The organism is Bacillus sp. CGMCC 1.16607 (assembly GCF_042683745.1).
Classification (GTDB): domain Bacteria; phylum Bacillota; class Bacilli; order Bacillales; family Cytobacillaceae; genus Pseudoneobacillus.
In genome coordinates, this window is record NZ_JBHUJX010000018.1 from 1 (window position 1) to 13215 (window position 13215).

Below are 13215 nucleotides of genomic sequence, written 5' to 3' on the forward strand. Positions count from 1 at the left end.
AGCTAATGCGCCGCGGGCCCATCTGTAAGTGATAGCTTGCGCCATCTTTCAGCTTTCCCTCATGTGAGGAAAAGGATTATCCGGTATTAGCTCCGGTTTCCCGAAGTTATCCCAGTCTTACAGGCAGGTTGCCCACGTGTTACTCACCCGTCCGCCGCTAACCAATGGGTGCAAGCACCCAAAGATTCGCTCGACTTGCATGTATTAGGCACGCCGCCAGCGTTCGTCCTGAGCCAGGATCAAACTCTCCAATAAAGTGTTTGATTAGCTCATAAAGTTTACTCTGGCTACTTCTATAAATAGAAGTTTTTATTTGTTAACGTTTGGTTGTTTAGTTTTCAAAGAACAATTTTATTGATTGTCCAAAAGCGACTTCCCTAATTTATCATACCCACTTGGAATTTGTCAATAACTTTTTTAAAATTATTTTCATCTTCGTTTGTGGTGAAGAAGCGTGTGTCTCAAGGACGAGATTAAATATAACACGATTAAATTATGTTTGCAATATAGTTTTATAAGTTTTTTTCACAAAAATGTTTATTTAGTAGATTTTTACATCATCATCATTTGTTATCTCATATTTTATCAACAGTTTATACACAAGTAATCATAACATCCGAGTTAGATTCATTGGTCAATCTCCGACTTTATACACAATCTGTTAATAACTATTAGATTACTTATCAACATTTTTATTCGTATTAGTATTTTTTCTTGTTTTTGTTCTCCTATAAGTATTGTAAAGAAAAAGGCTAACCAATTTACAAATTGGTTAGCCTTTTTCTCCATATAATCCTTCCTTCTTTACACAAAACTAGTTTAACTAAAGGTATCTCTTTTATTTAATATTAATATTTTATTTTCTTCCATCTGCTAATTCAATATTCTTTTTTGAAATTTTCCCTTTCCTTTCGTCGATAACAAATAAACTGATTCCTCCAATAACAACCAGACCACCAATAATTTGAGACAAAATTAATCCTTCATCTAATAAATAGTAGGCTAAAATAATGGCTCCAACAGGTTCAAATAGAATAGCCATGGAAATCATGGATGTACTAATCCATTTTATTACCCAGTTAAATAAGGAATGACCTAATAAAGTTGGAATAAGGGCAAGTAAAAAGAAGTATATCCAGTCACTTGATTGTTTCGGAATGAATGATTCATTTCTAACGAGAACATAAATAAAAAGTGTGATACTGCTAAACGAATATACAATGAACGTGTAGGTAATTAGAGATACTCTCTTTCTAACATCCTGTCCAAACATTAAATACACAGTTACGAGTGCACAGGCAATTAAAGCAAGGAAATCTCCAAAAAGTGCAGATCCACTTACTCGGAAATCACCCCAACTAATAATGACACTTCCTAAAATCGCTATTATGCCACTTATGATAGTCATAAAAGATATTTTCTCTTTAAAGAAAAAATACGTGCCTACAAAAGCAAATAACGGTTGTAATGTTACTAATACAGTGGAACTTGCAACTGATGTATAGTTTAATGACTCAAACCAAAGGATGAAATGCAACGCAAGAAAAATGCCGGCAATCATCGAGAATATCCAATCACGCTTCGTAATAAGACGAAGCTCTGAAACATACCTTGTTAAAAACAGGGGAAGTAATAATATTACAGATAAAAACAAACGATAAAATGCGATGACCCCTGCTGGAGAGGTTGAAAACTTTACTAATATGGCCGAGGTTGAAACTGATATGACTCCGATCACCAAAGCCAGATAAGGATTGAATTGTTTTTTTTCCATTATGTATCTCCCTTTACAAACCTTCTATAATTACATGGTCTATATTTTACACTTATTTAGCTCTAGTTTCCTAATGATAATATCTGGATATTACTCAGTAAATGCAAGATCCAAGAAGTGAAGATAAAAGCTTAGGCTATTTTTCAATCAAACTTAAACACTAATTAGCAAAAATAGACAATAGGCGGTAATGTTATGACCCAATCTGAAATGGAAATGTTATTAAAATTAGGAATATCCGCAATATTAGGATTAGTAATCGGACTTGAACGGGAGTTAAAAAGAAAACCAGTCGGACTAAAGACAAGTCTAGTTATTTCAATAGTAAGTTGTCTTTTGACTATTGTTTCAATCGAATCAGCTTACTCATTTCCGCATAACGATAAAATTAATATTACAATGGATCCACTTCGCTTAGCAGCACAGATTGTTTCGGGCATTGGTTTTCTTGGGGCTGGGGTTATATTAAGGAGAGAAAATGACAGTATTTCAGGTCTAACCACTGCAGCAATGATTTGGGGTGCAGCCGGAATAGGAATAGCGGTAGGTGCAGGATTCTTCACCGAGGCAATTGCAGGTGTAGGATTACTTATTATTAGTGTGGAATTAATTCCTTTCTTAATGGGACTTATTGGTCCAAAGCGTTTAAGAGAGAAAGAAATATCACTTCAGTTAAAGGTAAATGATAAAAACAATATTGATGACATTATCCTATTAATGAAAAATGAAAAGTTTTCCGTAAAAAGAATTCGGATAAAGGATCTGTCTGATAATAACCATCTCCTTCAACTTATTATTACAGTAGATGTTAAATTGAAAACAACTGATGTATATTACACGATATCCAATTTCCAAGGAATTCAAAGTGTAGAAATAGAAAGTATGGGTTAATTTTGATATAGAAGAAGGAAGGTGCGAATTCTTAGGGCTTCGCACCTTTTCTTTTACAACCAAGCCTTGTCTTCAGGATCGAGTGAATGAAACAATTGAAATATTCAAAATCAGATACGACGTCTGAGATTCTGGAGGATACCACCTACAAATTAGCTAGTTCTATTAAGAGTCACTATGAAATTACTCATTATCAAGTAATGAAGTGATGCGGCGTAATTGTTAGGATTTTTGATACTGATCATACTTTTTTCGAATACCTATTGCCAAGCTTGGAAAAATAGTTATAATATTCAATATAGCATTAACGGGGCATTAGCTCAGCTGGGAGAGCGCTACGCTGGCAGCGTAGAGGTCAGGGGTTCGAGCCCCCTATGCTCCATAATTTACAAAAAACGACATTAGCAGAGCTGATGTCGTTTTTACGTGCACGGGTCACGGGTGTTTGTTTTAAACCTGTATTAACGTAATTATGCGTGTACATCCAATTAGAATTGAAATTCAATAATTAGACATAATTCTATTGTTTTATTCTGACAATTTTATAAAAGAAAATTATATACTAAGTTTATAAATTATCTCTTGTCAGAATTTTATACACTGCGAAACAAGAAACAAGAAACAAGATAAAATCTAATTAATATGAAGGAAAGTGAATGAACCTTGAAAAAAATTTTAGTTCCGGTGGATGGTTCCGAGGATTCCAACAAAGCAATTCTGTATGCACTTTCACTTTGGGAAGGAAAAGAAACTGAAATTATTCTTTTAAACATCCAGCCTAGCTATAATACGCCTAATGTAAAGCGATTTGTTAGTCAAGAGCAAATCCGTGGATACCAACAGGAATTGAGTCAAGAGGTATTGGAGAAATCATTAGCTGTAACAGAAACAAAGAGCCCAAATGTCTCAATCAGTACAAAAGTGAGAATTGGTATTCCCGGAATCGAAATTTGTGTAGAGGCTAAGGAAAGCCAAGTAGCATGTATTGTTATGGGAAGTAGGGGGTTAGGCGCTATTAAACGAACCGTTTTGGGCAGTGTAAGTTACAGTGTGTTACATGATGCTCCATGTCCGGTTACAATTGTTCCTTAATAGATATTCTGACTCTTTAAAAAGACCTAGCCTAAATGATAAAAAGCCGCAATTCCCCTGTAGGGTTGCGGCTTTACTCTCTATCAATTCGCAAAGTTATTGCCATTTATCGTATCAACTGCATTCAATTTCCTTTTTGATAAATTAATATTCCCTAAAACAATTCCACTTAGGATGACCACCACACCTAGCCACTGAGAGATACTAACATACTCCGCCAAAAAGAGGGCAGACATCGTAACCGCAACTGGAAGTTCAGATGCTGCTAATATCGTACCAAGACTTGGTCCAACATGCTGCATTCCGATTGAAAACAACAATGGTGGTAAAACGACTCCCAGTAAACCAAGAAAGAAGCCGTACGGTGCAACCCCTACTACAACTTGAAAATCTAACAGAAAAGCTGGTGGAAATAATAACATTACAATTATTAATGCTCCTGTTGAAAATAATGCACTCTTCTGGATGGGAGGAATGTCCTTACCAACTGAACCACTAATATAGATAAATGTTGAAAAGGTTAAAGCTGATAACATTCCCCAGACGATCCCTTGCCAAGACAAGGAGTTGACACCATTTGAGACCAAACCAGCAGATAAAATGGATCCAATGAGAAGCGCAGCAATAGACACCATTTTACTCCCCGTTGGCCTTTTTTTATCGATCATCCACTCGAATAAAGTGCCAATCCAAACAAATTGAAACAAGAAAATAATCGCAAGTGACGCATCTAATGTTTGTAGAGACTGATAATAGAACACTCCTGTTAAACCCATTGGAATGCCAGAAAGAATCATTTTAACTGCTTGAATTCCCTTTAATTTTTTCTTCTTCGCAAAGAGTGTAGCGATCCAGATTAATAAAGTTCCACAAATATATTGACTTCCCGTAACTTCTGCCATTGAAAACCCTGCAGAATAACCAAGTTTAACAAACGTAGACAGCACTCCATAACAGCACCCACCAATAAATACGATTAAAGCATAATGCCAAGCTTTCATTTAATCACACCTTCCTTAAACATAAAAAACCACACAAATGTCCTAAGGCATTTGTGTGGCGAAAATAGAGATTTCTCTAGAAAAGTCCACAATCATAAAAAGTTTTATTATTAATAATGTCCTTAATCATTGTAAAAACAATTGATCATTTTGTCAATCCTACATATACTCTTTCAGGTCGACCGACTGTCCCGTATGCTAAATCAGCCTCTATTTTTTCTTCCGACACGAGATGTTCAAGATAACGTCTGGCAGTCGTTCTGCTTACGCCAATTTCTTTGCCTACGTTTTCCGCAGATAAACCAGAATCAGCTTTTCCCAAAACCTCCAATACCTTTTCTAAAGTAAGAGGGTCAATTCCTTTAGGCAAATACGATTTTTCGTGAATATTTCGTTCAATCTCTTTCCGTAAAAGATTATCCACCAGCTGCTGAGTGACATGTGTATTATCTTTTCCCAACTCTAATAGTTTCGTATGATAATCCTGATACCGAAGTAAGGACTGTTTAAATCTCTCGAAAACAACAGGCTTTATTATATAATCAAAGACACCAATGGTGACTGCTTCTTGAACTTTATGGATTTCTTTTGTCGCTGTGACCATAATAACATCCATCTGTTTATTTTGTTGTTTTGTTTCCTTCAATAAATCTAGTCCGTTCATATCAGGGAAGTAGACATCTAATATGATAAGATCTGGCTGAAATATGTCAATAAAACTTTTTGCTTCTACATAACTATGGGCTATTCCGATTGTTTGGAAACCTTCAATTTGTTCAATAAAACGTCTTTGTATTTCTGCAATCCTTTGGTCATCTTCAACTATCAATACTTCTATGTCTCTTTTCTCCCTCATTGAAACACCCCCTACTTTTTGGAATGGCAACTGTGAAAATCGTTCCTTCACTCTCGGTGGATGAAAATGTAATTGATCCTCCAAGGCAGTAAATCGCTTCCTGAACCAAACTTAATCCAATTCCGGCATTGCTATGGTGATTCTTCGTTGTAAACCCTTCTTGAAAAATTTTATCGTTATTCTCTAAATTAATCCCTTTTCCGTTATCTTCCACTTCGATGATGAGGTCTTTTCCTAAATCCGTTAAAAACAAACTTACTCTTTTTTCGTTTTTTTCATTTTCCCTAACAGCATCGAAAGCGTTATTTATGAGATTTCCAAGAATAGTTACTAATTGATCGCGATTAATATCTACCGGTACATCCTTAAAGCTGCTTTCACGGTCAATTGTAAAATCTAATTTTAATTCACTAGCCAAACTAACTTTTCCAAGGATAAATCCAGCTAAAATTGGGTCAGGTATTTCCCTCATTAAAAATTGAATAAATCCTTGAGCTACATCGACTTCTTTGGAAATAAAGTCAATCGCTTCCTTATAAGAACCAAGCTGGATTAACCCAAGAAGTGTGTATAGTCTATTAGAATATTCATGTGTTTGAGCACGCAAGCCTTCTGCATAGGATTTAACATGAGACAGCTCCTGAAGAAGCTTATATAGTTCCGATTTATTTCGCAAACTCGCCACTGCCCCAATAACTTTCCCTTGTTTATTTAGGATTGGAATGCGATTGACTAAGAAGGTTTCTCCAAAGATCGTAAACTCACGATCATATGCCGCTTGACCTGACCTTACAACATCAAGAAGTTGGGTATTTTCAAGCACGTCTTCAATTCTATTTCCGCGGAGTTTAATACTATTTGGTATATCTAGAATTTTATGTGCCGTTTCATTTACAACGGTGATTTTACCAGCCGTATCAATCGCAATGATTCCCTCATGGATGGACTCTAAAATTGCGTGTTTTTCCTGATACATCCAAGCAATTTCCTTCGGTTCAAGGCCAAAAATAGCCCTTTTAATATTTAGTGAGATTAAGAGCGCTGCAATTAAACCTCCCATTAATATAAACATTGTGGCAATAAAAATTTTCCTTTGAATCTTTGCTACTTCTTTTTCAATATCTGTTTGCAAATAACCAACCGAAACAACTCCGATGACTTCCCCTCCGCTAAATATTGGTGCTTTTCCTCGTAAGGAAGGTCCTAAGGTACCTGTTGATTCAGAAATAACTGATTCACCTAAAAAAACACGATTATTGTCCCCACCAACCATCTTTTGTCCAATTCGTTTCGGATTAGGATGGGAATATCTGACTTCATTTCGATTTCCTATTACGATAAATTCAGCACCCACTTGTTTGCGGATTTTTTCAGCGATAGGTTGAATGATGAAGGAAGGATTTTCAGTATAAAATGCTTCTTGAATATCAGGCATATTTGATATCGATTGAGCAACTGATAAGGCCTTCGTTCCTTTTTCATGTTTGAGATTTGTTTCCATCATATTTTTAAAGGTATATTCAAATATTCCTCCCATAAAAATAATCAAAACAACGATTCCAAGCATTAGTTTAGTATGTAAGCGCATTCGATGAAACACCTCTATTTCTATCATAGTAAAAAAACCCCTTTATAAAAAGAGGTTTTCTCAAATAATCAGAATATCCAAACTTTACCCTTCCACATTAATGATGACCTTTTTACCCCTCATTTTTAATAATACTGGGATAATCAACCATAAAAATGTGATGATTAGAAATGCTAAAGATATCGGTCTTGTAAAAAATACACTGTAATCACCATTAGAAATAGTTAAAGCTCTACGCAAATTGTTCTCAATCATCGGCCCTAATACAAGTCCTAATACAAGTGGGGCAATAGGATAATCATTTTTACTTAAGAAATATCCGAAAACCCCACATGCAAGTAAAAGAAGTAAATCATACATTGAAACTTGTACAGCATAGACACCAAAAATTGAAATAGCAATAATAATAGGAATTAAATACTTTTTCGGTGTTTGAATGATTTTCGCAAATACTTTAACGAGTGGTAGGTTCAATACTAAGAGCATGATATTACCGATAAACATACTAGCAATTAGCCCCCATGCTACTTGAGGATGATCCTCAAATAATAGCGGTCCTGGCTGAACATTATACATCATTAGCGCTCCCATTAGGATGGCTGTTGTTCCAGATCCTGGAATTCCTAATGTTAATAGAGGAATCATTGCGCCACCTGACGCTGCATTATTGGCCGATTCTGGAGCTGCTACACCTTCAATCGCCCCTTTACCAAATTTCGATGGATCTTTTGAAATCTTTTTTTCAAGAATGTAAGAAAAGAACGAAGCAAGTGTTGCTCCTGCTCCTGGTAGGATCCCAACAAAAAATCCTAGGATGGAGCCACGAGCGATAGGTGCTGCTGAATCTTTTAATTCCTGTTTAGAAGGTAGTAAATTATTAATTCTTGCAATCTCTGTTTCTTCTTCGTCTTTTTCTAAGATGGTTTTGAAAACTTCCCCAAGTGCAAATAATCCAACAGCAATCGTTAAAAATTCAATCCCTTGATATAGCCAAGGTACTTCAAAGGTAAATCTAGCTATTCCTGAAACATTATCAATACCGATTGTAGCAAGTAATAATCCGATAACAGTCATAATTAAAGCTTTTGTAACTGATTTTCCTGCCAAGCCACTAACAGCCGCAAGCCCTAAAAGCATAAGTGAAAAATATTCAGCCGGACCGAATTTTAAAGCAACATTCGAAAGTGGTTCAGCTAGTAAAATTAACGCTACAAGAGTAACAATACCAGCTACAAAAGAACCAATAGCAGCGATCGATAAGGCACTACCTGCTCTACCTTTCTTCGCCATTTGATACCCGTCCAATGTTGTTACAACAGAGGATGATTCACCCGGTGTATTTAGTAGAATGGATGTCGTCGATCCACCGTACATCGCCCCATAATAAACTCCCGCAAGGAGAATGATGGCACTCGTAGCTGCTTGTTCGGGAGGCAATCCACCGGTAATAGAGGCCGTTACTGGAATAAGTAGGGCAACTCCGCTCATTGGTCCTATTCCTGGTAAAACTCCAACGGCTGTCCCGATTAAAACACCAACAAAGGCGAATAACAAATTATACCAAATAAGTGCTGTTCCAAATCCATGTATTAAATAATCTAGTGTACCCATTGTCTATTCCCCCCCTCTTATGAAAACCAAATTGGCCAGCCTGGCAATGTCCCTTTTAAAACATTTACGAAAATATAATAGACAACGCCTGAAAAACAAGCTGAAATGAGAAGGGATGTGAGCCATTTGGAACGTTCCATCGTTTGAAAACAAATAAATAAGAAAACAAAAGTAGTAATGATATATCCAATCGTTTCTAGTGTTAAAATATATACTAGGGTAGCAGAAAAAATAATTAGGAAGGGCTTGTATTGAAGGGCTTCCTTTTTCCCTTCCTGTTTTTCACCTCGAAAAGTTTCATAAAATAAACGAATACTTAATAAAGCCAACAGAATCCCTAGAAACAGCGGGAAAATATTTGGTCCAACCTGGCTACCATAAGAAGAGCTAGAAATATTTTGACTCCCAATAATGAATAGGACCCCAACGGCTAGGAACAATGCTGCGGCAAAGCGGTCAAATTTAACGTCCATCCGGTAATCCTCCTTCGATATAAAAATAACCGGGAAGGAGAGATTTACCCCTTCCCACCTTATTACTTCTGCATTCCTAAAGCTTCAAGAAGTTGACTTACTTGTGATTCTTGATCCTCTAAGAATTTTTTGAATTCATCGCTATTTCTATATTCTAATTCCCATCCTTGAGTCTCAACTTCTGTTTGCCATTCAGGAGACGCAACTAATTCATCAATTGTTTTTTCCCAATAAGCTTTTGCTTCTTTGGACATTTTTTCAGGACCAAACACACCGCGCCAAATCGTAAATTCAGCATCTACACCTTGTTCAATCGCAGTTGGAACATCTTGAAAATCACCAGCTAATCTTTCAGTTGATGTAACAGCTAAAACTTTAACTTTTCCAGCCTTTAAAAACTCTTTTACACTTGATGCATCTGTTCCAATTACGTCAGCGTTTCCGCCAAGTAGGGCTGTGATTGCTTCTCCCCCACCATCATAGGAAACATATTTTACTTTTGTTGGATCGACACCATATTTATAAGCAGGAAGAATCGAAATTAGGTGGTCCATTGATCCTGGAGCTGATCCACCAGCAAATGTAAGCTTGCTTGGGTCTTTCTTCACTTCTTCTAATACTGATTTTAGATCAGTAAATTTTGAATCTGCCTTTACAACAATCGCTCCGAAATCCTTCGTCAATTGTGCCAATGGTGTTGTATTTTTAAAACCATAAGGACTATTTCCTTCTTTTTTCAGGTTGTTAATAATAATTGGTGGTGAATTAACAAATAACATTTCGTTATTTTGAACTTGCTGAGTTGCGTATTCCGCCATAAAAACAGCGCCACCGCCACCTGGTTTGTTTTCAACAGTTAAAGGCTGTTCAACAAGTTTTGTCTCGCCGAGTACTTTAATAAATGAGCGGGCAGTTAAATCCCATCCACCACCTGCTCCAGATGGTGCAATAACAGAAATAGCCTTTTGTGGATAGCCTTTAGCTGCTTCCTTTTTGCCATCACTCGAAGTATCTTTACTACTGCAAGCACCTAAACTTAATGCCAAAGCACCTGCACAAAAAATCGTTATAAGCTTTTTAATCGAAATCATGTAAATCCCCCTTGAAAGCGTTTTCTTAATTTTATAAAATTTTTAGAATTTTCATAGTTTATAAAACTAAACTGCATTAAAAACTTAAATCACATTTTGTTCATATTGTTCACCGAAAGATTATGCCATACAAAAAACCCTTGCTATGCAAGGGTTTTCCAAGAAAATTATTCTTTACTACCATGTTTCGTAAAAGTTAATAAAAGAAAAAAACCAAAACTAATTAATAGCGTTACGCCTCCGCCGATATAGAAAATGAGATTCACAGCCTTTGAAAATAGATCAAAAGCATTCATCGCCATTCCAGCAGTTAAACCGATAGAACCAATAATCGCGGTGTAAAAATGAAAAGCTGTTAACTTTTTTGCCACTGGTTGAAATAATCGGTAATATACGGACCAAGAAAAGATCGAAAGCCAGCCGACAACTAATATGTGAGCATGAATCGGTCTATAGGCATAATCATTCGAACCCGCCATATGTGCTCCCATCACTGCTCCTACTAAAGCGAAAATTGCTGATAATCTTAATAATGTATTGCTATATTTTGTATTGTTCATTTTACCTCTCCTTATTACCATTCCGATTTTCTATGTTAACTTGTACATTATTTTCATAGATAATATAACTTACGAATATGAACGGAAGATGAACTTCATATTACATATTTATTGGCAAAATAACCTTAAATGAGGCTCCGATCCCCTTTTCACTGTCTACTATGATACTTCCTTTATGCATTTGAATAATTGTTTGAACGATGGAAAGTCCTAATCCTGTTCCTTCAATTAATTTGTTTCTTGAAGGGTCCGCTCGATAAAAACGATCATATATTCTTTCTTTTTCAGAAGAATCTATGCCAATTCCCGAATCTTTAAAAACAATTTCTACATAATCATCTAACTTTGTTAGTGTAATATCAATACTTCCATATTCCACATTATATTTCATTGCGTTTGTTAATAAATTTTCCCACACGGAATATAGCAAAAAAGGGTCTCCCGAAATAATCGTTTCAGGCAATAAATAACTCAACATCAATTCTTTTTCACTTATTTTCCACTGATACTGTTGGATGACTCCTTTAATTTGTTCCGCCACATTAAACTCTTTTATTTCCATTAAATCCCTTTTACCTTCAATGGATGCTAAAAGAAGCAGTTGTTTAGACAAGTTCGATAATCGATTAATTTCCGAATGAATGATTTGAATATTTCGGTTCCTTTCTTCCTTCGTAATCTCTGTATTATCTAATAAATTTAAATAGCCTTTTATATTCGTAAGTGGCGATTGAATATCATGTGAGACATTTGAAATGAACTCTTTTCTTAAATTGTTGACCCTCGATAATTTGCTAGCCATATTCGTAAAACTTCCCGCTAAATCACCTATTTCATCTTTCCGATTAATATCTAAATGAATGGAAAAATTGCCTTCTGTCAGCGTTTTAGTCGCCTTATTTAATTTAATGATGGGATTTACTAAATACTTTGTACTAATCAACACAAATAAAATACTTAATGTAATAGATGAGAGTAATAACCATCCAAATAATAGATGCATTTCATTGAACATTAATTTAATGTCGGGACGAATAAATAGAGCATATTTCTCATTTTCAAATGTAAACGGAACACCGATTGTATTCTTTAATTCATTGGCAAAAAAGCCTGTCACGAAGGTTTTATGAGGGAAGTTGACAATCCCATGATACACTTCACCAGATAATACATCCGCAACTGCCGTTTTTGATAGTTCCTGATTTCGATAAGAAGTCCCAAAAAACTGCTTTTCGCCTTGCGTATTCACAATATATATTTGATAGCCAATTGAACCAAGGTGTTTAAAATAATCATTCAAATTAATGCTATGATCCTTTTGGATAAAATCCGAAATTTCCAAAGCAAAATGAGTAATTTTTCGATCATTTTGCTGCTTTAATGTATGTTGGTAATAAAAATTGGAAAATACAAATGATAATATCCCACTTATAATCATGATCAAAATAGTAGAAAAAGCAAATTTACTATACAGGGATTTCATTTATAAAACCTCCAAGGAATAACCAACACCTCTAATGGTTTTTATGGAGAACTTATCAGATCCGCTTTTAAAGCGTTCTCTTAAACGTTTAATATGGACATCCACTGTCCGTTCGTCTCCCTCATATTCCATACCCCATACTTGTTCTATTAATTGATTACGATTAAACACTTGATTCGGATGAGAAGCCAAAAAATACAGTAGCTCAAATTCCTTTAAAGGCAGCATATATGTTTTTTGATCCATTTCTACTTCATAACTCTTTTTATTAATAAACAAAGGTCCCAATTTAATATTCGATTCATTAAGTCTTCCGTACCTTCTCAAAAGGGCATTGACGCGAAAAAGCAATTCCTTCGGTTCAAAGGGCTTCACTAAATAATCATCGGTTCCAGAATGATAGCCTTTTTCTTTTTCTTCAATTTGACTTTTAGCTGTCAGTAGGATGACAGGCATATCATGGCTTTTTCGAATTTCCTCAGTTAAAAGGTAACCATCCATATTCGGCATCATGACATCCACAACCGCTAAATCACAAATTTCCTTTTCCACAATTTTTAACCCTTCGACTCCATCTCCCGCTTCTAGAACCTTATACCCTTCTTTCATTAGAAGATCCTTCACTAAATAACGGATATGTTGATCGTCATCAACGACTAAAATGGTTTTCATGAAAACACCTGCTTGTTTAAATTAAACAATCCAATTCTTATTATATTTGAACTACTCACCCCTTAACAACCTTACGGTTTGTTTGAAGGGGGAGATTCCTAAGAACACCAGTGTATCCACCAG

12 protein-coding genes, 1 tRNA gene and 1 rRNA gene are annotated in these 13215 nt (G+C 35.6%); 3 read left to right on the forward strand and 11 right to left on the reverse strand.

All coding sequences use genetic code 11. The features are described from left to right. Both ACFSO7_RS10200 and ACFSO7_RS10205 read right to left on the reverse strand, forming a co-directional pair. Window positions 1-255, reverse strand: a 16S ribosomal RNA gene (locus tag ACFSO7_RS10200); the annotation flags it as partial. A gap of 601 nt (window positions 256-856) precedes the next feature. Then, complete coding sequence (locus ACFSO7_RS10205) at window positions 857-1774, reverse strand: DMT family transporter (RefSeq protein ID WP_377877194.1); 918 nt, start codon at window positions 1772-1774, stop codon at window positions 857-859. Window positions 1775-1969: 195 nt separating this feature from the next. Between ACFSO7_RS10205 and ACFSO7_RS10210 the strand changes: the two genes are divergently transcribed. The 3 genes from ACFSO7_RS10210 (at window position 1970) to ACFSO7_RS10220 (ending at window position 3757) form a co-directional block, all read left to right on the forward strand. Continuing rightward, window positions 1970-2665: an MgtC/SapB family protein gene (locus tag ACFSO7_RS10210; RefSeq protein ID WP_377877195.1), complete on the forward strand. Its 696-nt coding sequence runs from the start codon at window positions 1970-1972 to the stop codon at window positions 2663-2665. Between the two features lie 309 nt (window positions 2666-2974). Continuing rightward, window positions 2975-3047 (forward strand) — tRNA-Ala (locus tag ACFSO7_RS10215). 281 nt (window positions 3048-3328) lie between these two features. Beyond that, window positions 3329-3757: a universal stress protein gene (locus tag ACFSO7_RS10220; RefSeq protein ID WP_377877196.1), complete on the forward strand. Its 429-nt coding sequence runs from the start codon at window positions 3329-3331 to the stop codon at window positions 3755-3757. An 83-nt stretch (window positions 3758-3840) separates the two neighbouring features. Here the strand turns inward: ACFSO7_RS10220 and ACFSO7_RS10225 are convergent, their stop codons facing one another. From ACFSO7_RS10225 to ACFSO7_RS10265, 9 genes are all read right to left on the reverse strand, one after another. Further along, the gene (locus tag ACFSO7_RS10225; protein ID WP_377877197.1) at window positions 3841-4758 is read right to left on the reverse strand and encodes an EamA family transporter; all 918 of its coding nucleotides are present in this window, start codon (window positions 4756-4758) and stop codon (window positions 3841-3843) included. 145 nt (window positions 4759-4903) lie between these two features. Further along, a complete protein-coding gene (locus ACFSO7_RS10230) occupies window positions 4904-5614 on the reverse strand; it encodes a response regulator (RefSeq protein ID WP_377877198.1) in 711 nt (236 codons plus the stop codon). Then, window positions 5577-7229: an ATP-binding protein gene (locus tag ACFSO7_RS10235; RefSeq protein WP_377877199.1), complete on the reverse strand. Its 1653-nt coding sequence runs from the start codon at window positions 7227-7229 to the stop codon at window positions 5577-5579. The genes ACFSO7_RS10230 and ACFSO7_RS10235 overlap by 38 nt, the downstream gene beginning before the upstream one ends. Before the next feature lie 57 nt (window positions 7230-7286). Further along, on the reverse strand, window positions 7287-8813 hold the full coding sequence (locus tag ACFSO7_RS10240; protein ID WP_377877200.1) for a tripartite tricarboxylate transporter permease: 1527 nt from the start codon (window positions 8811-8813) through the stop codon (window positions 7287-7289). Window positions 8814-8830: 17 nt separating this feature from the next. Beyond that, on the reverse strand, window positions 8831-9286 hold the full coding sequence (locus ACFSO7_RS10245) for a tripartite tricarboxylate transporter TctB family protein (protein WP_377877201.1): 456 nt from the start codon (window positions 9284-9286) through the stop codon (window positions 8831-8833). Window positions 9287-9348: 62 nt separating this feature from the next. Beyond that, entirely contained in the window at window positions 9349-10377 is a 1029-nt protein-coding gene (locus ACFSO7_RS10250; RefSeq protein ID WP_377877202.1) for a Bug family tripartite tricarboxylate transporter substrate binding protein, read from the reverse strand. Window positions 10378-10544: 167 nt separating this feature from the next. After that, the gene (locus ACFSO7_RS10255) at window positions 10545-10937 is read right to left on the reverse strand and encodes a hypothetical protein (protein ID WP_377877203.1); all 393 of its coding nucleotides are present in this window, start codon (window positions 10935-10937) and stop codon (window positions 10545-10547) included. Window positions 10938-11037: 100 nt separating this feature from the next. After that, a complete protein-coding gene (locus ACFSO7_RS10260; RefSeq protein WP_377877204.1) occupies window positions 11038-12420 on the reverse strand; it encodes a HAMP domain-containing sensor histidine kinase in 1383 nt (460 codons plus the stop codon). After that, window positions 12421-13092, reverse strand: a complete 672-nt coding sequence (locus ACFSO7_RS10265) for a response regulator transcription factor (protein ID WP_377877205.1) — start codon at window positions 13090-13092, stop codon at window positions 12421-12423. Window positions 13093-13215: the final 123 nt, after the last annotated feature.